Origin of the sequence: Hyalangium versicolor (assembly GCF_020103695.1) — a bacterium.
In the GTDB taxonomy this organism is placed as follows: domain Bacteria; phylum Myxococcota; class Myxococcia; order Myxococcales; family Myxococcaceae; genus Hyalangium; species Hyalangium versicolor.
In genome coordinates this window covers 341,713-363,484 of sequence record NZ_JAHXBF010000001.1, presented here as the reverse complement: position 1 = coordinate 363,484, position 21,772 = coordinate 341,713, and the positions used below count along the sequence as shown (strand labels likewise).

The window sequence follows — 21,772 nt, the reverse complement described above, 5'->3', positions numbered from 1 at the left end:
GCCGCTCTCTCCGCGGCCCCAGCGAGCAGACAACTGATCATGTCCGGCCCGTGAGGGCATAATCATAGCTCACGAAGACCCTTGGACGTCAAGGTACCTCTCACATGGCAGGACGCGTGCGTGACAGCTATGAGTCTCACCGCCTTCACGTCTCCATGAGTCCGCCCATCCCCTCCGCACCTCGTGCGTCACGCGCGGACACCGTCCGCTTCGTCATCGCTGGCGCTGTGCTCATCACCGCCCAGTTCGCGCTGGCGCTCAGCCTCCGAAACTTCAACTTCTTCAACGACGACCTGGAGCACGTCGCGTACGGGCGCTTCTTCTCCTCGCTCTACAAGCGTCAGTTCGACGTCCACATGCCGCTGGGTGCCCTGCTGTCATTCCTGTGGGGACATGCCTTCGGCTTCAGTGCCTCGCTCAATCGAGCACTGGCGGCGGCACTCAACAGCGGCATCCTCCTCACTCTCCTGCTCCTGGGACGGCGCGCCTTCTCCCTGGCCGCTGGCTTCATCGGAGCCGTGGCCTATCTGCTGCTCGAGGTGCCGCTCTGGGCCTACCTGCACTTGAGCGAGGTACCCAGCGTGCTGTTCATGCTCCTGGGCACCGTGGCCATCCTGCGGCTGGAGTCGAACCTCCAGCTCCAGGGCCCAGCCCGGGCTCGGCTGGCGCTCGGCGTGGGAGCGCTGTTCGGCCTGGCCTTCATGGCCCGGCTCCTGGCCGTCGAACTCTTCGCCCTCGTCGTGCTCGTCGTCACCGTGGGGCGCGTGGTGGGGCGCTCACCGGGCACTCCCTGGCTCAAGCTCCTGGCCCTGGATGCCGTCTGGGTGAGCCTCGGAGCCGTGCTCCCCCTGCTCGCCTTCGTGGGGATCTTCGCGGCAATGGGCACGCTGAACGACTTCATCTACTGGACCCTGCTACACAACATGAAGGCGAAGACCTACGTGGACCCGGCAGGCTGGATTGGCCACCTGAACGAACCGGCCATTCGAGCCCTGTGGCGCTTCGCCCTCTGCGCCCTGGCCGTCTCCATCGTGAGCTATGCGGTGTACTGGCGGCGGCAGGAGCGCACCTCGCGCGTGGCCTTGTGGCTGGCGTGGGCCGGCGCCATCGGCGGCTGGGTTGGAGCCAATCCCTCCGGCATCGGCCAGCTCGCCTTCCACGCCATCCCCGCGTTTCCCTTCCTCGGGCTGGCCGCCGGCGCGGGCACGGTGGGGCTTGTGCGCCAGGCGCTCGCGAGTCAGCGCTCCCGCAAGCTCATCGCAGGAGCACTCGCGATGCTCGCGGCGCTGGCGGTGATCGGCGTGGGGAACTCGCTCTGGCTGCCACTGACGATGACCTGGAAGCTGGCCCGGCAGTTCCCCGTCATGGGGGAGTTCGCTTGGAGCGAGCAGGTGGGCCGCTACATCCGCGACAACTCGCGGCCCGAGGACACCCTCTTCATCTTCGGAACCTGGCCGCTGCTGTACGCCACCTCTGAGCGCAACAGCGCCACCACCTTCAGCATCGTGTTCATGGACCTGGTCCACTACGAGGAGGAGATGCTCGCGCAGCTGCGCGCCGCACCTCCCCGGTTCGTCGTGCTGAACCCGAAGGACTTCTGGTTCTCCCACAACGTCCACGCGCTGCCTCGCGTGCGGGACTACCTGCTCGAGAACTACCGCGTGTCCACCGCGTTCCCCGAGCTGCTCGAGCCGCGCACACCCGAGAATGAGCAGCGCGTCTTCCGCCACCCGGAGATCTCCGCCGCCGTCGCCCAGCCCGCGCCTTGAAGGGTCAGCCCCCCAAAAGTGGGAGGCTGACACGCTCCAGCGCCCGGCTCAGCGCGTGCCGGTGGCGGCCCGCTTCTCCTTCTCCACATAGCACTCGGCGGGCATGCCGCTGAGCCGCTGCATGGTGACGTGGCCAAAGGACAGGTGCAGATCCTCGACGATCTGCATGTCGTTCACGTTCACGTGCAGCGAGTGCCGGGACATCAGCTTCAGCTTGCCGCCGTCGTAGCCGGTGATGCCCAGCGTGATGCCGCCGTTCTCATTGGCCCACTGGATGGCGTTGAGCACGTTGGGCGAGTTGCCGCTGCCGGAGATGCCGATGACGAGATCTCCCGGCCGCATGAAGTTCTTCAGCGGCTCCTCGAAGACGGACAGGTACGACACGTCGTTGGCGTACGCCATCATCGTGGGCACGTTGTCGTTGAGGCAGATGGCGCGAATGCGGTGCTCCTTCTTGTAGGAGACACCCTTGTTCCAGTCGCACACAAAGTGGGAGGCCGTGGATGCGCTGCCTCCGTTGCCCATGGTGAAGATCTGCCGGCCTTCCTTCCAGGCGGCCTCGACCAGGTCCATGCAGAAGTCCACCTGCTGGTAGTCGAGCGCATGAATGGCCTTCACCATGCGGCTGTAATAGGCCTCACTGTACGTCATGTTTCTCTCTCTCCTCGGCACATCCGGGGCTCGGCCCCCCGTTGCTGCGGGTAATCAGTGAACGAAGATGATGGCGCTGCCCCGTGGCTCGAACTTGAAGTCCACACGCCGCAGATCTCCCAAGGCTTGCGCAATCGCAGGGTGAGCTTCCTCGGGGGCGTAGAACATGAGGAATCCGCCAGAGCCGGCTCCCAGCAGCTTGCCACCGGTGGCTCCAGCCTGACAAGCCTTGGCATACCACTCGTCGATTGCCGGACTGCTCACTCCGGCCGTGAGGCTCTTCTTCAGCACCCAGTTGGCGTGAAGGATTTCGCCCACGGTGTCCAGGTTGTTGTGCTCCAGCTCGTGCTTGAAGTCGTAGGTGAGGCGCACCATCTGCCGCAACACGTCCTGTTTGCTGCGGCTGCCGCGCACCGCCTCGTCCTGGGCCTTCAGGATGGCGGACGCGCTTCGGGTAATCCCCGTGTAGAAGCAGATCGTGTTGCGTTGGAAACGGTCCAGCGTCTCCCTGGCGCAGATGATGGGGTGGACGAACACCGAGTCGTCCGCGTTGAACTGGATGAAGCTCAGTCCCCCGTAGGCGGCCGCGTACTGGTCCTGCTTCCCGATGGGCTCCTTGAGGACGTCGATCTCCAGCTCGCAGGCCTGGCGAGCGAGCGTCTCAGCGGAGACGAACTTCCCCATCTGCGCGTAGAGCGCGTGGAGCAGGCCCACCGCGAAGGTGCTGGAGGAACCCAGGCCCGTGCCCTTGGCGGGGATGTCCGCCACGGAGGTGATCTCGAGCCCACCGGGGATCTTCAGCAGCCGCATCGCCTCGCGGACGATGGGGTGCTGGATCTCGTTGACGGTGTCCACCTCCTCCGTCTTCGAGTAGCTGATGCGGATGGAGTCATCGAACTTCTTGTTGATGGTGACGTAGACGTACTTGTCGACGGTGGTGGAGACGACCGCTCCCCCATGCTCCCGGTAGAAGGAGGGCAGATCGCTGCCTCCGCCGACGAAGCTCATCCGCAATGGTGCCCGGCTGATGATCATGTACCCATCTCCACGACGACGTCCGCCCGCTCACGAGTGGCGCGAATGCGCGGGTTCTCGTGAGCCTCTCGCTCCGAATACCGCCCCAGGGCCTCTTCCTGGGACGTCCCTCTCCACGCGTAGTCCCGGAGGAAACGTTCACGCCGCACGGATTCGTCACAGTCGACGAAGACCTTGAGACCGAGCGCCGCCTGGAGCCCCGGAACATCGAGCGCCACCACACCCTCGACCAGCAAGACCTCCCCACCCCCTACTTCGACCACTTCCCCATCCAGGTGCGAGGTGCGAGAGGCGCGCTCATAGCGAGGCAACCGCAGCGTGCTCGCCCCCGTGCGCGAGGCGAGCGGGGTAAGGGCGGCCTCGATGGCCGGGTAGTCATAGCTGTGCTGGGGCTCGGGTCCGCTCCGGTCCGCCGCGGAACGGATCCATGAGTCCAGGGAGAGGATGGTGACCCGCAACCCCCGCTCGGCGAGCAGCTCGCGCAGCACGGAGCTGGCGCTGCTCTTGCCCGAGTGTGCCAACCCGGCGATCCCCACCAGCATCCCCGGGGTGATGCGCTCGGCCACCGGAGCCAGCTTGCGGCGCAGCGCTTCATGTCCCTGGAGGGCGAAGTCGACCGCGTCCCCCAGCGTGTGGAAGACGTAGTCTGGCCGGTCCGGGAAGCGAGCGTCTCGGCCCGCTTCGCCCGTGCGCAGGAGGATGGAGCGCATGCCGGCGTTGCGCGCCGTGCGCACATCCACCGTGCTGTCGCCGATGAGCCATGAGCGCGGCAGATCGATGACCAGGTCCTTCGCGGCCTGCTCCAGCATGCCCGTGGCGGGCTTGCGGCAGTTGCAGCGGATCTTCAGCTCGCGCCGCTCGCCCGGGAAGCCCGCGTCCGGATGGTGCGGACAAAAGTAGATGCGATCGACGTAGGCGCCCTCGCGCCCCAGCAGCGTCTCCAGCTTGTAGTGGATCTGCCGGAGCGTCTCCTCGGTGGCCTCACCCCGGGCGATCACGGGCTGGTTGGTAACGATGGCCGTGCGCAGCGTGGACTGGTTCAGGCGCCGCACCGCCGATCCCACCCCATCGATGAGGTGGACCTGCTCGGGCGTACGGATGTAGCCGTCCTCACGGATGAGCGTTCCGTCTCGATCCAGGAACACCGCCGGCTGCGCGGCGCCCAGCGAGCGCTTCGCGATCTTGCCGGAGCGCAGATCGCCCACCACGCGGTCGTACCGCTCCGGAGTCCCCATGTCCTTGATGTACTCGGGGCTCACGTAGCCGAAGAAGCGCACGCCCTGGCGGTGCAAATCGGGGAACAGGTGCTTGGCGAAGTCGATGATGCGCGGCTGTCCGGAGAAGGCCGGCAGCGCCCGCTTCTCGATCACGTAGAGCGCCGCGTTGACCTGGTTGGGCAGGAACCGGTCCGGCGGGTGCGGGTAGCCGTGAAAAGCCAGCACCTTGCCCGCGTCGTCCACCTCCACCAGATCCGAGTCCGCGGGGTGATCGTTCGGGTGCAGGAACAGCGTGACGTCCGCCCCTGAGGCCTCATGCGCGGCCCAGAAGCGCGTGAGGTCCACGTCCAGCATCGTGTCGCCGTACATGACCAGGAAGCGCTCGGCGAGCAGCTCCCAGCCCTCCATGACGGCGCCCGCGGTGCCCAGCGGCTGGGGCTCACGGTGGTGGACGAGCCGCATGCCCAGCGAGGCCCCGTCCCCAAAGAAGGACTCGATGGCCTCCGCCCGGTAGCCGGTGAACAGCACGGCCTCGTTGAACCCGTGACGGTGCGCCAACTCGAGCTGGTGCTGGAGCAGCGGCTTTCCCGCCACGTCCATCATCGGCTTGGGGAGGTTTTCGCCCAGCCGGGTGCCGAGCCGGGTGCCCTTGCCCCCGGCGAGGATGACCACCTGCTTCATGACATCAGCTCTGCGGCGATCTCCCGGACGGCCCGCTCGATGGCCTGGTCCGAGGTGAGCTGAGGCTTCCACCCCAGTCCCTGGATCTTCGCGGTGGAGTACCGGAACTTCGGCACATCCCCCGTCCAGCCCTTCTTCCCACCCGTGAAGCGGATGGGCGTGCCGGGCGACACCACGGAGATCACCCGCTCCGCGATGCCGCGCACGGTGGTGGCATCTTCCTGGCCCGCCACACCGACGTTGAAGTAGTTGAGCCGCTGGGTGGCCTTCTCCCGAGAGAGCAGCATCGCTTCGAGCAGCTCGCTCACGTGCAGGTACGGCTTGCTCTGCGTGCCGTCTCCCAGCACCTCCAGCTCGGCGCGGGTGCGCTTCAGCTTGTGGATCAGGTCATAGATGATGCCGTGAGTGGCCCGGTTCCCCACTACGTTCGGGAAGCGGAAGATCCACACCTGCTCCAGGAAGCTCTCCAGGGCGGCGCTGATGAGGCCCTCGGAGGCCAGCTTCATGGCCCCATAGTTGGAGATGGGGAACAGCGGACCGGTGTCCTCGGTGAGCACGCTGGGGTGATCGCCGTACACCGCCGAGCTGGAAGCGAACGCGAAGCGCGGAATCTTCAGCGCGCGAGCGATGCGCAGGCTGTTGTGCGTGGTGAGGAACGTGTGCGTCAGGTCCACGTCCGGGTCCGCCACGCCCGCGGCGATGTCCGAGTTGGCCGCCATGTGCCAGATGATGTCGATGGGCCCCGGAGCCGCCGCGCGCACGGCCTCCAGGCAGCGCGGGTACTGGCTGAGATCCTCCTCCAGCAGCCGGAAGCCTGGGTGCTTCTCGGCCTCGGCCAGGTTGCGGCGGTGGCCGCGGATGAGGTTGTCCACGCCCAGGACTGTGTAACCCTGGGCATGGAGCCGATCGACGAGGTGGCTGCCAATGAAGCCGGCGGCGCCGGTGACGAGTGCGGTACGGGTAGTCATAGGCTCACGCGTAGAGCTTGAGGAGCAGCTCCTCGACCCGGCGGGCCATCTGCTCCTCGTTGGGGAAGGTGCTGACCAGCTCGATGCCGGCCTTGGAGCGGCGCGCCCGCTCTGCGGGATCCTTCAACAGCTCGGCCACCTGGATGGCCATGCGCTCGGGGATGGGATCGGCCAGCAGCGCGATGTCCTGGCGCCCGCCGTAGTTGATCTCGTTGCCGGGGCGGTGCAGGTCTACCACCGGCAGCCCGCAGGCCATCATCTCGTACGGCACGAGGCTGGGGTTGGTGGTGGAGAAGGCCACGCCCACGTCCGAGCTGGCGTAGAGGTTGGCCAGATCCTGGATGCCCGGCAGCAGCGCGTGGACCTTCGCCGGGAACGGGAACGAGTGCGAGGCCAGCTCGCGCGAGCCGTACAGGTTCAGCTCCACGTCCGGCACCAGCTGGTGCAGGTGCTTGAGCATGCTCAGGCCGATGTCGTAGCAGCGCCGCGGCATCTCCGGCCGGCCGAAGAAGAGCACCCGCAGCGGGCCTCCCTCCGCGCGCGGCCGCGGGTAGTAGATGTCCCGATCGATCGGGAAGATGAAGTGCTCGGCGGGCACGTGGTACTGCTCGCGCAGCAGGTGCGCGCACCAGGGGCCCGAGGTGATGTGGTACAGGCCCTGCCGGTAGGTGTTCTCCGCGAGGATGTACTCGCTGCCCATCGGGTAGAAGAGCGGCTCGAAGTCCTGCACGAAGTACGCGAGGTGCTCGGCCTGCGAACGGTGGCGCAGGGCCACCTCCACCGTGGACCAGTGGGTGGCGAAGATGACGTCCGTGGCGTTGAAGTCCCCCTGGTACCGGAACATGGGGCAGTCCAACGGGTAGAAGTGCTTCTGCACCTTCTTCGTCAGTTCCGGGCCCGTCTCGTCCGTGCCGGTGAAGTACAGCTCCAGGTCATGCCCGAAGCGCTGCAGGTGATACGCCACCCGGATGATGTTGCGGTGGCCTCCGCTGCCGAGCGGCAGCCCTGGGACGACCCACGACACCTTGAGGATCTTGCGGCCCTTCCTCGCAGGTCGCGCCTCCGCCTTCTCCGGCGGCGGTGCGGCCTCCTCCCGCCGAACCAGGAAGGCATCGCGAGCCACCGGCCCCAGGGCCTCCAGCGAGAACTGCGCCAGCGCCCGAGCATGTGCCTTCTCGCCCACGGTGCCGCGCAGCTCCGGATCCTTCACCAGCGCCTCCAGCGCCGTGAACCACTCGGCCTCGGTGCGAGCCAGGAAGCCATCCACGCCGTGATCGATGGACGCCGCGTAGCTGCTCGTGGCGGAAGCCACCGTCGGCACGTGCACCAGGCCCGCCTCGAAGATCTTCAGCTGGCTCTTGCCCTCGCAGTACGGGTTGCCCACCTCGAGCGGCGCGAGGTTGATGTCCATGTTGGACAGCGTCTTCAGCATCTGCTCATACGGCTGGAAGGAAACCCGCTCCACGCGGCTCGCGAAGCGGTTCCACGCAGGCCCCAGATCGAGGATACCCACCAGCACGAAGCGCACCTGGGGATAGGCCTCCATCAAGCGCAGCAGCGCGGGCTCGCAGGCACTGAAGTCCACCTGGTGCGTGTTGCTGCCGCTGAAGTAGCCGATGCGGACCGCGCCCGGAGTGGTCGTCTTGGGCGGCAGGCCCCGGGCGATCTCGATCTGCCGGTGATTGAGGGTGTTGGGCAGCACGTAGCTCTGGCGCCCCAGCGCCTCGGCCCGCTGCCGCAGGAAATCCGTGGGACACGTCACCGCGTCGCACTCCAGCAACGTGCGGCGATAGCGCTTCACGCCCTCCAGATACTGCGCCCGCTCCTCCGGGCCGAAGGCGTCCCGCACCACCCGGACGTTGTCGATGTTCTCCGGCTCGAAGATCAGATCGTCGACATCGAAGAACACGCGGGCCCCTGCCTTCCGGGCCAAGGCGATCAGCTTGCCGAGCTCCTCCGTCCACGCCGCGCGGAAGATCACCAGGGCCTTCGCCTTCACGCCCCGAGCGATCATCTCCGGGAGCTGCGCGTCGCTCATCACCAGCGTGCTCACCCCCGTCGCCCCCAACGCCTCGGAGACATTGACGACGCGGTAGCGCTTGGACTCGCCCTCATGGCAACCGACGACGAAGAGGACCTCCGACTCGAAGGCAGGCCCCACATGCTGGACAGCGGCCGGATGGACCGGCTGAGCTGCATCAGGAGAGGCCGAATGCTGGCCCGCATCCTGCGGGCGAGAGAAGAACTCGGAGACCCGGTTGACCTGCTGCTTTCCCTTGCGGGCGATGCGCTTGAGCTGGCGCTTGCTGGCGCGGAGCGGCTCCGCATAGCGCCAGCTCCGGGAGTTCAGCACCTGGTCCACCTGGGCCAGTGCCCCCTCGGCCCGCTGCTTCCAGAGCTCCAGTTCCCGAAGGGCATCCACGAGCTGCTGGGACAGCCCCTCCACCCTCTTGGTCAGGGTGCCGCGCTGCTGCATCGCATCGTCCAAGCGAGCCTCGAGCCGCGCGGCCCGAGTCTCCAGCTGAGCAGCCGTGGCCTCTCGCTCGGCCAGGCGGGAGCGCGTTCCAGCCAGATCCTTCTCGGCGTCGGTCAGCCGCTTCTCCAGGCTCGAGCGCTCCTCGCGCAGGGTGTTCTCCGCGCGGTGGAGGATCTCCACGTCGCGCTCGAGCAGCTTCACGTAGTTCTCATCGTTGAGGACGAGCTGAGACTCCAGCCGCGACAGGTCCAGCGGCTTCCGGGACGCCACGCAGATGAAGTAGTCCGCGTCCGCCAGCTCGAAGGGCGCCGAGCCGATCACCTCGATGCGCCGCAATTCCCGCGGCAGCCCGGACGTCACCAGCGAGGCGAAGTGATTGTTCTCGAAGAAGAAGGCTGTGTGGCCGAAGTGGCGCTGGAGGGCCTTCTGGAACTCCTCCTGCGTGTACTCGCGGGTGTGAAACGGAGAGCGTTTCTCCGCCAGCGCCCGCGGGGTGGAGATCAAGAGGACGCCATCCTCGGACAGGTGCTCGGCGATCCGGCCCAGCACCTGCTCCTGCGCCTCCGCCGGCACGTGCTCGATCAGCTCGAAGCAGATGACGACGTCGAAGGTGCGTGCGAGGTGGAACTCCGAAGCAGACTCCACACGAAAGTCCACCGCCGGGTGCTTGTAGTGCGCCCGAGCGTGGGAAATGGCCTCCGCCGAAATGTCCAGCGCGGTGACGTGCGTGGCTCCCTGCTGTGCAAGGATGCGAGAGCCGTAACCGACTCCGCACCCCACATCCAACACCTGGCGTCCTTGAACCAGTTGGGAGGCAAAGAGGTACCGGGCGATGTGCTCCTGGTACATCTTCCGGGCGAACTGTGGCTCGCAGTTATCCGCCTCGGGGACGATTCGCTCACCGGTGAAGCGCAACAAGGAGAGACCTTTCAAAACGGGAGAGACTGGGCGGGGTATCCTACTGATCCCAGTCAAGTCAATTGGTTGCCCACTGCGGCTTCCTGGCAGCCCCTGCCTCGCTCGTTCCCCCCATGAGGTTCGCGAACACCCGCTCCACCTGGTCCTCCCAGGTGGTCCGCGCCATGCGCTCGGCCGCGGCGGCTCGCACCCGCTCGCGCAACGGAGGCTCGCGCACGGCCCGTCGCAGCTGTTCCAGGACGCAGCTCACCGTGGGTTCCGCCAGCAGCACGTTGTGTTCGTCCTCCAACAACCAGCGACTTGATGGGTTGTCGTGGGTCACCACCGTCACGCCGCATGCCATCAGCTCCATGAGCCGGTAGGCGGGCTGCGTGGCGAACATGAAGTCCAGGCCTACATCACACACCCGGTACAGCTCCGCCCGCCGCGCGTCCGGGAGCAGGCCCAGGTGGGTGATCACGCCCGTCAGCCCGTACTGCTCGGGGCTCCAGCGCTCGCCCGCGGTGACGATCTCCACGGCCGCGCCCAGCTCCTTCTTGAGCCTGCGCAGCGCGGTGATCCCCAGCTCGAAGGCATTGCCCTCCATGCCCGGGTGTCCGGTGAAGAAGACGCGCACGGGACCGCGCCGCTCGGGTCGCCGCGCGTGGAAGAGGCTGCGATCCACGGCGGGCTCGAACCACGTGCCCTCCATGGGGTAGCGGGTGGTGATGGCCTCGTACACGCCTCGGGTGTTGAAGAAGCCGTAGAGCCCCAGGCGATACGTCTGCTCGGCCAGCGCGGAGAGCGTGCCCTCCGAGGAGACCGACTCCAGGCGGTGGACGAAGCGTGCCAGCACGCCAGCGCTCGGATGCGCGAGCGCCGAGTACACGGACTGCCACGTGGTGGCGATGGCCAGATCGCAAGCGGGCAGGCTGGCGATCTCTTCGGGCCCCTTGAGGATGTGGAAGGTCCCCGGTGGCTTGGGGAAGAGCACGGCGGTCCGTGCCTCCATCTCGGCCACCGAGACATGGAGACTGTCGGAGATGACGAACTCGTTCTGGATGCCGTGCCTATCCCGCAGCACCTCCGCGAACCGGAGGACAGGCTCGAACTCCGTCGAAGGCAGATGGAAGGCCGGGAGGAACCAGGTGACGCGCTCCACGCGTCCCTTGCTCCGCAGTGCCGCCAGCCGCGAGGGAGCCTCGGTGCGCACCTGTTGCGCCCGCGCGGAGGTGTAGTCCAGCACCTCGAGGTGATCCGTGACGTGGCGGTGCCGCGCCACCTGCTCGGCCGTCACGCGCTGCCGCATGCTCGGCAGGTCGTGCGCGAGCGTCTCCAGCGCCAGCGCCTCGCCATCCTCCGTGTGCCAGCGCAGCCCCGCATCCGTGCCCTTCAGCGTGAGCAGTGGGTTGTAGAAGGGGTCTCCCGAGCGCAGCCAGGGGCGGTACGCCACGAAGGAGCACCACAGATCGTTCTCCGGCATCTGATCCAGACGGCGGCTGGCGGACTCGTGGTGGAACAGCGTTGCGTGCGGCGTGTAGAGGACGCGCAGCCCCTGACGCACCAGCCTCAGCCCCAGATCCACGTCGCTGCCGACAACGCTGAAGCGCTCGTCATATCCGTTGAGCGACTCGAAGACTTCGCGCCGGAGCATCACGCAGGCGCTGGTGACGGCCAGGTAGTTGCGCGCCCAGTCCGCATGGCCGAAGGCCGTCGGGTAGCGCGTGTCCGGCACGCGCCAGAACGGATGTCCGGCAAAGCCGGTGATGCCCACCACCACCCCCGCATGCTGGATCGAGCCATCCGGGAAGAGGAGCTTGGCTCCCACGGCGCCTACCTCGGGCCGCTGCGTCTGGCTGATCAGCTCGTCCAGCCAGAGGGGTTCGATGATCTCGATGTCGTTGTTGAGAAACAGCAGCAGCTCGCCCTTGGAGTGGCGAGCCGCGAAGTTGTTGATGGCTGGGTAGTTGAACGGGAAGTCCCAGGTGAGCTTGCGGATGCGCGGATCCGTCAGCGCCTCCAGCAGCGCGAAGGTCTCCGGCTTCGTGCTGTTGTTGGACACGAGCAGCAGCTCGTAGTTCCGGTAGCGCGTCTTCTCCAGGCTCGTGGTGAGCGTCCGGAGCAGTTCGGGCTTGTCCTTGAACGGGACGATGATGGACACCAGCGGCTCGCCCTTCACCGGGTAACGCACGCGGTAGTGCAGCGGCGCGACCTCCCCGGCCTCGGCGCCGGCCCCTCGCCGGGACAAGTGCTCCTTCAGCGCCCGCAATCCCGAAGCGGAGGACTCCTGGAGGGCGCTCGGCTCCCGCGACGAAGACAGGACCGAGTCCTTCCCGTGGTAGAGAATGCCCGGCACATGGGCGATGCGCTGCGTGCGCTCCGCCAGCCGCAGGAGCAGCTCGAACTCCTGTGCGCCCTCGAAGCCTACGCGCAGCCCTCCCGCCTCGACCAGCAGCGAGCGCCGCACCACCAGGAAGTGGGAGATGTAGTTCACCGAGTGCAGCAGATCTGGAGACCAGTCCGGCTTGAGGAACGGGAGTTCCCGCCGCCCCTGGGCGTCCACGCGATCCTCATCCGAATAGAGCACGTCAGCTTCGGGCTCCCGAGCCAACCGCAGCGCCACCTCGCCCAGCGCGTGCGGCGCGAGCGTGGCATCAGGCTCCAGGAAACCGACGAAGGGACCTCGGGATAGATCGAGCGCGGCGCGGGTGGACTGCACCTTGCCACCCTGAGTCGGCAGGCGTGTCACCCGGATACGAGTGTCCCTGCGCGCGTAGTCCTCGAGCACCGCCGCCACGTGCGGTGCGCTCGATCCCTCGTCCACCAGACATAGCTGCCACTGTGGATACACCTGGGAACGCACCGACTCGATGCAAGCCCGGAGGAGAGGCTCGGGTGTCTCGCGAACCACCGTCAGGAGGCTGATGACGGGCCGGCTCTCCAGCGACGCGATCGCCCTGGCCACATGGTCGATCCTCGCCGGCTCGCGCTCCGTGTACCAGCGCTCGTAGTCCTCGGGCGGAGGCGTCTCCACCGGCAGGCGCGTCTCCAGCGCGTCCGCCAGGAACAGGGTGATCTCCCGGTTGAAGGTGTGCTGCCGACGGAACACCTCGCGCCACGCCACGGACAGGAGCCTCCCGCCCAGCGACGATGCACCCGCGCACGGATCCGTCCGTTGCATCAGCTCAGCCACGCGGCGAGCACGCTCTTCCAGCTCCAGTCGCTCCGGGTGCGCGGAGACCAGCAGCAGCTCCACTGCCTCCTCGTTCCACCGCCGCTGCCGCTCCAGGCAGTCGCGCACGAACGGCTCGGCGAGTTGTGCATACGTGCGCTCGATCAGCCGTATCGCCCTGTTCACGGGTCGCTCGGAGGAGGACTGCCGGCCACGCGCCACCGGGTCCATCAGCGGCCCCAACCTGCTATGGATCCCTTCCTCATCCAGGGGCGCGGAGAGCGTGCGCTGGTGGAGGAAGTGCTCCACCACGGCGAGCAGTTCCTGGTTGAAGGCATGCTGCGGCCGCAGCAGCTCGATGTGGAACGGCCGGAGCCCCTCCACGAAGGCCCGCTTGGCGGCGGTGACAGCCTTGCCCCACTGGCGGCGATGGGAGGGCGGCACCTCGAACTGGAAGATGTCCGCGGCCAGCCGCGCGGCCTGCAACGGAGTGTGCGCACGGGCCGGAGCCCCCGGAAGCTGTTGCAGGAACTCCGCCGTGAGCAGCTGCAACGTCCGCTCGTGGGCATCGAGTTCCTCGCACCGCTCGCCTCGGCATGGGTGCATCGAGTCGATGACCCGGCGCTCAGCGGTGATCATCTCCGCGAGATCCCCGGCCCGCGAGCGGAGCGTCAGGGACTCGGCGCTCTCGGAGAGCTGCCGCAGCGAAACACCCGGCGTCAGCAGCGTGAGGTTCGGGTTGTAGAAGGGGTCTCCCTCTCGCAGCCAGGGCCGGTACACGATGAAGGAGGCCCAGAAGTCCCCTTCAGGCAGAGGCGAGCTGTCCTCCGACCCGTGGTGCACCAGCCTAGCGTGCGGCGTGTAGACGACCCGCAGACCGCGAGCCACCGTCCGCATCCCAAGGTCCACGTCGCTGCCACATACGACGAGGCGCTCATCGAACCCACCCAGTGCCTCGAACACCTCGCGGCGCACCATCAGGCAGTCGCTCGTCACCGCCAGGTAGTTGCGCGTCCAGTCCGAAGAGCCGAACGGGGTCCACTGGGCTGGGCCCTCCATGCGGTAGAACGGATGGCCAGCGAATCCCGTCATCCCGACGACGACACCCGAGTGCCGGACGGAACCATCCGGGAACTGGATCCGCGCTCCCACCACCCCCACTTCGGGCCGCTGGGCCTGGCTGATCAGCTCCTCCAGCCAGTCCTCCTGGATGACCTCGAGGGCCGCGTCCAGGAATAGCAGCAGCTTGCCCTGCGCCTGGCGCGCCGCGAAGTTGTAGACGGCCGGAGCGCTGAAGGGATGTTCCCACGTCAGCAGGCGGATTCGCGGATCCTTCAGGCCCTTCAGCAGCTCGGACTGTCCGCTCTGCGCACCGCCGTGGAAGACCAGGAGCAGTTCGTAGCGGGAGTAACGAGTCTTCCTCAGGAGGCTCTGGAGGAGCGTGCGCAGCCGCTCCGGCTCTCCCTGGAATGGAACGATGATGGAGACCTGGGGCCGACCGCGCAGCGGATAGCGCACCCGGTACTCCCCAGGGGCGGTCTCCAGGACCACGCCCTCTTCTCCGAGCCGCCGCAGATGTTCCTCCAACGCTCGTGCTCCCGCTCTCGACGCGGCCCTCAGCTTGCTCGTGTCCTGCGAGAACGAGATGCCCGATCTCCGCCAGTGATAGAGGACGCCCGGCACATGGGCGATGCGCTGCGTCTGCTCCGACAAGCGCAGCACCAACTCGTAGTCCTGCGAACCCTCGAAGCCCGGGCGCAGCCCTCCTGCCCTCTCCAGCAACGAGCGGCGCACCACCACGAAGTGGCAGAAGTAGTTCATCGAGCGCAGCAGGTCCGGGGACCAATCCGGCTTGAAGCGGGGATAGAACCGGCGACCCTCGTTGTCGAACCGATCCTCATCCGAGTACAGCAACTCCACATCCGGCTCGCAGGAGATGCGCAGCACCATCTCCGCCAGCGCATGTGGCGCGAGAAGGTCGTCATGATCCATGAAGGCGACGAACTCCCCCCGGGCCAGCCCGATGGCGGCGTTGGTGGCCGCCGCGATGCCGCCGTTGCGCTCCATGCGCGTCACGCGAATGCGCGCGTCCTTGCGCGAATACTCCGCGAGCACCTCGGCGACACGAGGCGACTTCGAGCCGTCATCCGCCAGGCAGCATTCCCAGTTCTCATAGGACTGGGCCAGCACGGAATCGAGGCAGGCCCGGAGGATGGGCTCGGGCGTCTCGTACACCGGCGTCACGATGCTGACGAGCGGCCGGTTCGTGAGCTGCTGGATCGCCTGGGCCGCGCGCGCGAAGAGCGCTGGCTCACGCTCCCGGCACCAGGCCGCGTACTCCTCGGGGCTGGGAGCCGTCGGCCGGGGCCCCACGCCCAATAGCTCCGCCAGGCAGAGTGCGACTTCGTGGTTGAAGGCCACCTGCCGACGGAACACCTCGCGCCACAGCGGCGAGGACACCCGAGCCTCCAGCGAGCGCGCCCGGGAGAGCGGATCCGACAGGGCGTGTAGCTCGGCCACCCGCCTCAAGGCCTCTGCTCGCATGGGCGGATGGGGGCTCACCGCATCCGTCAACAGGCTCACGGCCGCCTGGTTCCACTCGCGCTGGCCCGCGAGCACCTCCCGGAGCAGCGGTCCCGCGGCCTTGAGGTAAGAGCGCTTGGCGAGCTTCACCGCCTGCGCCACTCCCCTCACCCGATGGCCCGGCACGTTCCACCCGGTGGGCTCCACATGTGGTGTCAGCCGTGCGCTCACCCACCCCGAGAGATCCCGGAGCGTGGGGGTGCCACGCATGGCGTGCACATGCCCCAGGACAACGAGCATCTCCTGGTTGAAGGTGTGCTGGGGGCGCAACAGCTCCACGTGGAAGGGCTTCAGCCCCTTCACGAAGGCGCTCTTGGCGGCGGTGACGGCCCGCCCCAACTGTCCGCGGTGCGACTCCGGCACGGAGAACTGGAACACATCCGCCACGCCCTCCGCGGCCTGCACGGAGGGAGGCGTTGAAAGAGGGACGCCCGTCGGCGCGGGGCGAAGATTCGAAGGCTGTTCGGACATGGCGTGAGCAGGGCCCCGCTCTGCCACGGGGCCAGGAAGAAGGGCTTCAGACTTCCACGGCGCGGCTCAGAGGCGCCGGAGCGCTGACGCTCGCGGGCTCCAGCGACCAGACGTGGGGCGGCCGCCAGATACCGCTGTCGGCGATATCGGAGCGGACCTTCAGCTGGCACAGCCCGCGTTGGGAGTCATACGGCGCTCCCTGGGACGGGTGAGCGGAGACATCCAGCGTATAGGTGCCTGGCGTCAGCCCCACCCGCTTGAGGGACAGGCGCAGCGTGCCGGCGGGCGGCAGGGGCATGGGCAGCGGCACGGACTCGATGAAGGTGTTGGTCCCGTACACCTTGGTGCCCTGGCTGTCGAAGAGCGCGATGCCGAAGCCCACGTCCTCCACCGGGCACCGGGCCACGAAGTCGATCGTCATGTCGAGCGGATCCTCGGTGTCCACCTCGTGGACCTCCTCGCCCGAGGGCTTCCAGAAGCGCACCGCTCCGATCTTCACGTCCGAGAGAGCCCCGTTCGCTTCAGAGGAGCCCTGCTGCCCCGTGGCCGCCGGCTCGCTCCCCGCCGCCAGCGCCGGGACCACCTGGGGCAACTGCCCGCCAGTCTTCGACAGCGCCGCTGGGCCCAGATCCATGGCCTGCTGCTCCGCCAGCGCCACCGCCTGCCGGTACTCCGCCGCCAGCGTCGCCGCGTTGCCCACCCCGCGCACACGCCCCGCGTCGATCCACACGCCCATGTCGCACCACCTCTCGATGGTGCCCAGATCGTGCGTGACGAGGACGATCGTCTTCCCGGCGGCTTTGAACTCCATCATCTTCGCCAGGCTCTTCTTGGAGAAGTGCTCGTCACCCACCGCGAGGATCTCGTCGACGATGAGGATCTCCGGATCCACGTGCGTGGCCACGGCGAACGCCAGGCGCGCGTACATGCCGCTGGAGTAGGTCCGCACCGGCTCGTCGACGAAGTCCCCCAGCTCGCTGAACTCGATGATCTGGTCCATGCGCGCGCGGATCTCCGCCCGCGTCATGCCCAGGATGATGCCGTTGATGAGGATGTTCTCCCGCCCCGAGAAGTCCGGGTGGAAGCCAGCGCCCAGGTCCAGCAGCGCCGAGATGCGGCCATTCATCTCGATGGTGCCCGAGGTGGGCGTGTAGATGCCCGTCATCAGCTTGAGCAGCGTGCTCTTGCCCGAGCCGTTGCGCCCGATGATACCCACCGTCTTGCCACGGGGAATCGTCAGATCGATGCCGCGGATGGCCTCGATGTACGTCTTGTCGTCGGGGATGCGCTTGCGCTGGCCCTTCAGCAGGCGCACCAGCTCCGACTTGAGCGTCGTGTACTCGCGCCGGATGGTGCTCTTGCGGAAGCGCTTGACGAGGTTGCGAATGACGATTGCGTCCATGAGGCGTATCTCGCTCAAACGATCTCCGCGAACTCCTCGCGGCGACGTTCGAAGATGCCGGCGGCCAACCACAGTAACACCACGGCGATCCCCATCCACAGCGCCAGCGGCCCCAGGTCGGGCAGCCTCCCGTCGTAGAAGAGCGCCTGGTACGAGGTGGCCATCACCGCCATGGGGTTGGCCAGCAGCAGCAGTTGGCGGAAGCGCTCGGGGAATACCTCCACCCGGTAGAAGATCGGCGTGACGAAGAACCACATCGTGATGATGTTGCTGAGGATCTGCTGCAGATCCCGGAACGCCACGTTGATGGCCGAGAACAGGTACACCAGCGCCAGCGTCACCCAGAACTGGACGAACAGCACCGCCGGGAACAGGAGGATCGTCCAGCGCAGCGGGTGACCCAGCAACAACCCCAGCAGCACCAGCAGCGGCAGGGCCAGCAGGAAGTTGACCAGGTTGGTGGCCACCACCGTGGTCGGCAACACCTGCGCCGGGAAGCGCACCTTGGTGAGCAGATCCCTCCGGTCACTGATGGCGCTCGTCCCCTGGAGGACCGAGCTGGTGAACCAGATCCACGGCAACAGCCCGATGAAGACGAAGAAGGTGTAGTGCTCGATCTGCTGGCGCATCCACACCGAGAACATCAGCGAGTACACCGCCATCTGCATCGTCGGGTTGAGGAAGGTCCACAGAAACCCCAGCAGCGAGCCGCGGTAGCGCGCCTTGAGCTCCCGCTGCGTCAGGCTCAGCAGCAGGCCACGGTACTGGTAGAGTTCTCGGAGGTTGCGAAGCATGCGGCGGTATCCCTACACCAGAGGATGCCGCTCCGCGAGGGTCCCGGAATACACCAGGCAGGCGGGCAGGCCCGGCACGGTCGGCTCGCTCTGGCCGCCCGGCCGCTTTGTTGGGGGGCCCAGGATTGGATTTTTCCGTTGTTTTTCCAAGGGATGGACACATCCCCTCCCTTCGATGGATTCTCGGAGGTCCAGGGCCCGGCCGCAGCGCGTCGGGCCTTTCCTCGCGGGTGACAGGACGCCGTGAAAGAGCAAGCACACTCCCCAGGGAGCGGTGGGGTTCGGCAGGTCTGGAAGGACGCTCGGACCTTCGCTGACATCCTCCGGCGCCGCGCGGCGGAGCTGGCGCAGACCCCGGCCTTCACCTTCCTGGGCGCGGAGGCCTCCGAGGACGTCACCCTCACGTATGCCGAGCTGGATCGACGCGCGCGCGCCATCGCCGTGGGGCTGGAGTCCCGAGGGCTCTCGGGCCAGCGCGTGCTCATCGTCCTGCCGCCAGGCCCCACCTATGTCACCAGCCTGTTCGGGTGTCTCTACGCGGGCGTGATCGCCGTGCCAGTGCCCCCGCCGCTGTTCGACTCGCCTCGGATGGGCACGGACCTGCTGGCCACCATCGCGCAGGACTCGGGTGCCGCCGCCGCGCTCGTGGGCGGCCAGCGCCCCGCGGACGGGCAGCGCCTGACGATCGACGGGCTGGCGGCCCATATCGATCTGATCCCCGCCGAGGGCACCGGGACCCCTGCCCCTCCGGCCGACTGGACGCCTCCGTTCGTGGATCCGCGCGCCATCGCGTTCCTGCAGTACACGGCGGGCAGCACGGGCACGCCCAAGGGCGTCCGAGTCACCCACGCCAGCCTGCTGGACAACGCCGAGGCCCTGCGCCGCGGGTTGGGCCACACGCCTTCGGACAAGATCCTGCTGTGGCTGCCCACGCACCAGGGGCTGGGGCTGCTCGAGGGTGTGCTCCAGCCGCTGTTTGCTGGCGTCCCCGCACTCCTGCTCCCGCCGCGCGTCTTCTTCCAGCGGCCGCGGCGATGGCTGGAGGCGATCTCCGCCCACGGCGCCACCATCAGCGCCGCTCCGGACTTCGCCTACGAGCTGTGCGTGCGGAGCGTGAGCGAGGCGGAGCGGGCCGAGCTCGATCTGAGCCGGTGGCGTATCGCCATCACCTCCGGCGAGCAGATCCGGGCCGAGACGATGGAGCGATTCTCGGCGCACTTCGCGCCCTGCGGCTTCCAGCCGAAGGCGTTCCGGCCGGTGTACGGGCAGTCGGAGTGCACGTACCTGATCTCCTGCGGCAAGTCCGAGGAGGGCCCCACCCTGCGCGGAGTGGGCGTGGATGCCCTGGCCCAGCAGCGCATCACCGAGCGACGCGGGGCCGCCACGAAGCTGGTAAGCTGTGGTCCGGCGTCGAGCGTGCAGGTGATCATCGTCAACCCCACCACCCGCGCGCTGCGAGGTGATCAAGAGGTGGGCGAGATCTGGGTCACCGGCCTGAGCGTCGCGGACGGCTACTGGGGCCGGGTGGGCACCACCTCCGAGGCCTTCCGGGGACGCCTGTCCGGCTCTGCGGCGGGCATGAGGGCCTTCCTTCGGACGGGCGATCTCGGAGCCACGGCGGGCGGCGAGCTGTACGTCACGGGCCGGATCCAGGACGTCATCATCTGGCAGGGCCAGGATCTGCGGCTGCACGATCTCGAGTTCGACGTGGAGGCGAGCCACCCGGCGCTGGTGCCCGGGAGCTGCGCGGCCTTCGCGCAGAAGCAGGGTCGCGAGGAACAACTGCTCGTCGTCGCCGAGGTGTCCCTGCCCGAGAGCGCCCAGTCCGCGCCCGCGAAGCAGACCGCGCTCCTCCGGGACATCACCCACGCCATCCGCCTGAACGTGAACCAGCGCCACGGCGTGGCACCGACCGAGATCCTCCTGGTCCGCGCACGCAGCCTGCCGAGATCCTCGCTGGGCCGGGTGTCCCGGAACGCCGTGCGCTCGGCGTATCCTTCCTTCGAGCCCCCACCGCTCCTGCGCGATCGGGGCGAGGAGCCCACCGGGGAGCCTCCGCAGGTCGAAACTCCTCCCTCCCTGCCCGCGGTGGAGAGCCAGAGCGAGGCGCCGGCTCCGGCGCAGACCCCCACGGGGCTCGTGCCGCTGACGCCCGCGATGCACGCGGTCCATGCGCCGACCCGGCCCCTGCAGCATCCCACGGGGTCCTGCCGGATCTTCGAACTGCCCGAGGGGACGCGAGGCCACCATGCGGAGGAGGCTCTCCACGCCGTGTGGGCCGCGCACGAGACGCTGCGCCTGCGCTTCACCCGATCCGCGCAAGGAGGCTCTGAAGCCTGGGCCGCGCTCATCTCCTCCGAGAAGAGCCCCGTACCGCTGAAGCGGATGGATCTCTCCTCGCGCTCGGATGAGGAGTGCTGGCAGACGGTCGAGGGCCTGGCCCGGCAGCTAGGCGCCGAGCTCGGCCAGTGCGACGGGGCGCTCGTCTCGTTCGTGTTCTGCGAGCGTGGGGCGCGAATCCCGCCCTGGCTGCTGGTGGCGAGCCACCCTGCCCTGCTGGACGAAACCTCATGGCGGATTCTCGCCACGGATCTCCTGGAGGCGTGCGAGCAGGCCCGGACTCGCGGCCGCGTGCGGATGACGCCCCAGAGCGGCTCGTTGGCGCGCTGGGTCCTGGAGCTCATCACCGAAGTCCAGTTGCCCCGGCTCGCCTCCGATGCGCGCACGCACTGGCTCTCGAGCGCGCGGGAGGCGGCACCGGAGCGTTCGTCCGCGACGAGTTCCTCGGCCACCCCTGCTCCGGGAGCCCTGGCGGTGGTGGATGCCGCCGCGCTCCAGCGGGCCGCGACCCTCTTCGAGGTGTCTCGCGAATCGCTCCTGCTTGCGGCGTGTACGTTCGCCTACAGCTCCCAGACCCAGCGCTCCACGGTCCGGGTCAGCCTGGAGCAGAGTGCTCGGGCGAGCGGCCACTACCAGGTGGATGCCTCGCGCATGCTGGGCAACCTCGACTACGCGTTCCCCGCCATGCTCACGATCGAGCCGGAGGCGCCTCCGCACGAGTTGGCGCTCAATGCCCACGTGGAGCTGCTGGAGGCTCCTCTGGGAGGCCTCGCCTACGACGCCCTGAGGGCGTATGGCTCCGATCAGGAGCTCACCGATGCGCTCTCGGCGCTTCCCCCAGCCGACTTCAGCCTGCACTTGAAGGATGAGGGCGCGCCCTCGAGCCGCGAGACGTTGCGCACGCTGGCCATCTTCGAGCATGGGCCGTCCGTGATGAGCGTTGCTCGGCTGCGAGTGGAGGCCCGGCTGTCCGCGGGTCAGGCCCAGCTCCTGTGGCACGGGGCGACCTCGGATGGGGCGCTGCTGAGCACGCTCGCGAAGCTGACCGAGCAGGCGATCCGCACGCTCTGCTCCCAGGCGGACAGCGCCCGTTCCACGGCTTCGGCCGATCGGGGCAAGGCGCGAGTTCCCAGCGCGCACCGCTCGCACTGAGCACCACCGGCGTCTCGAAGTCTCATCGGCTGAGGAGCCAGAACCCTCTCGGGTGGCCTCTTCGTGCCGCCCGGGCGGGCGACATGTCGCCCGCGAGCTGTCGACATGTCGGCGGGCGCCCCTCCTCTCCTCTTCGCGAGTCAGCTCCGTGCAAGTGCCCGAAA

The 21,772-nt window shown here is 67.8% G+C and carries 10 protein-coding genes; 2 read left to right on the top strand and 8 right to left on the bottom strand.

Annotated features, from left to right (window positions below; all coding sequences use genetic code 11):
- Positions 1–104: 104 nt before the first annotated feature.
- Positions 105–1,769, top strand: coding sequence for a hypothetical protein (locus KY501_RS01235; RefSeq protein ID WP_224360484.1), 1,665 nt, complete (start codon positions 105–107; stop codon positions 1,767–1,769).
- A gap of 48 nt (positions 1,770–1,817) precedes the next feature.
- On the opposite strand, the gene KY501_RS01230 is transcribed toward KY501_RS01235, so the two are convergent.
- Genes KY501_RS01230 through KY501_RS01195 form a run of 8 tightly spaced genes read right to left on the bottom strand, consistent with a single transcriptional unit; the run spans position 1,818 to position 18,116 of the window.
- Positions 1,818–2,420 carry an SIS domain-containing protein gene (locus KY501_RS01230; RefSeq protein ID WP_224360483.1) on the bottom strand — a complete coding sequence of 201 codons (603 nt, stop codon included), beginning with the start codon at positions 2,418–2,420 and terminating at the stop codon, positions 1,818–1,820.
- Between the two features lie 54 nt (positions 2,421–2,474).
- Positions 2,475–3,455: a GHMP family kinase ATP-binding protein gene (locus tag KY501_RS01225; RefSeq protein ID WP_224360482.1), complete on the bottom strand. Its 981-nt coding sequence runs from the start codon at positions 3,453–3,455 to the stop codon at positions 2,475–2,477.
- Complete coding sequence (locus tag KY501_RS01220; RefSeq protein ID WP_224360481.1) at positions 3,452–5,353, bottom strand: HAD-IIIA family hydrolase; 1,902 nt, start codon at positions 5,351–5,353, stop codon at positions 3,452–3,454. Before KY501_RS01220 ends, KY501_RS01225 begins: the two co-directional genes overlap by 4 nt.
- Positions 5,350–6,321, bottom strand: a complete 972-nt coding sequence (locus KY501_RS01215) for an NAD-dependent epimerase/dehydratase family protein (protein ID WP_224360480.1) — start codon at positions 6,319–6,321, stop codon at positions 5,350–5,352. The genes KY501_RS01220 and KY501_RS01215 overlap by 4 nt, the downstream gene beginning before the upstream one ends.
- 4 nt (positions 6,322–6,325) lie before the next feature.
- Positions 6,326–9,715, bottom strand: coding sequence for a rhamnosyltransferase WsaF family glycosyltransferase (locus KY501_RS01210; protein WP_224360479.1), 3,390 nt, complete (start codon positions 9,713–9,715; stop codon positions 6,326–6,328).
- A gap of 58 nt (positions 9,716–9,773) precedes the next feature.
- Positions 9,774–15,920 carry a rhamnosyltransferase WsaF family glycosyltransferase gene (locus KY501_RS01205; RefSeq protein WP_224360478.1) on the bottom strand — a complete coding sequence of 2,049 codons (6,147 nt, stop codon included), beginning with the start codon at positions 15,918–15,920 and terminating at the stop codon, positions 9,774–9,776.
- 46 nt (positions 15,921–15,966) lie between these two features.
- Positions 15,967–17,322, bottom strand: a complete 1,356-nt coding sequence (locus tag KY501_RS01200) for an ABC transporter ATP-binding protein (protein WP_224360477.1) — start codon at positions 17,320–17,322, stop codon at positions 15,967–15,969.
- A 14-nt stretch (positions 17,323–17,336) separates the two neighbouring features.
- Positions 17,337–18,116: an ABC transporter permease gene (locus KY501_RS01195; protein ID WP_224360476.1), complete on the bottom strand. Its 780-nt coding sequence runs from the start codon at positions 18,114–18,116 to the stop codon at positions 17,337–17,339.
- 243 nt (positions 18,117–18,359) lie between these two features.
- On the opposite strand from KY501_RS01195, the gene KY501_RS53845 reads away from it, so the two are divergent.
- Positions 18,360–21,608: an AMP-binding protein gene (locus KY501_RS53845; RefSeq protein WP_224360475.1), complete on the top strand. Its 3,249-nt coding sequence runs from the start codon at positions 18,360–18,362 to the stop codon at positions 21,606–21,608.
- Positions 21,609–21,772: the final 164 nt, after the last annotated feature.

What these genes read in the sequence shown, in the direction of transcription:
- KY501_RS01230 (WP_224360483.1), bottom strand. Translation starts at nt 2,420, where the DNA reads ATGACGTACAGTGAGGCCTATTACAGCCGCATGGTGAAGGCCATTCAT.
- KY501_RS01205 (WP_224360478.1), bottom strand. Translation starts at nt 15,920, where the DNA reads ATGTCCGAACAGCCTTCGAATCTTCGCCCCGCGCCGACGGGCGTCCCT.
- KY501_RS01200 (WP_224360477.1), bottom strand. Translation starts at nt 17,322, where the DNA reads ATGGACGCAATCGTCATTCGCAACCTCGTCAAGCGCTTCCGCAAGAGC.
- KY501_RS01225 (WP_224360482.1), bottom strand. Translation starts at nt 3,455, where the DNA reads ATGATCATCAGCCGGGCACCATTGCGGATGAGCTTCGTCGGCGGAGGC.
- KY501_RS01215 (WP_224360480.1), bottom strand. Translation starts at nt 6,321, where the DNA reads ATGACTACCCGTACCGCACTCGTCACCGGCGCCGCCGGCTTCATTGGC.
- KY501_RS01220 (WP_224360481.1), bottom strand. Translation starts at nt 5,353, where the DNA reads ATGAAGCAGGTGGTCATCCTCGCCGGGGGCAAGGGCACCCGGCTCGGC.
- KY501_RS01235 (WP_224360484.1), top strand. Translation starts at nt 105, where the DNA reads ATGGCAGGACGCGTGCGTGACAGCTATGAGTCTCACCGCCTTCACGTC.
- KY501_RS01195 (WP_224360476.1), bottom strand. Translation starts at nt 18,116, where the DNA reads ATGCTTCGCAACCTCCGAGAACTCTACCAGTACCGTGGCCTGCTGCTG.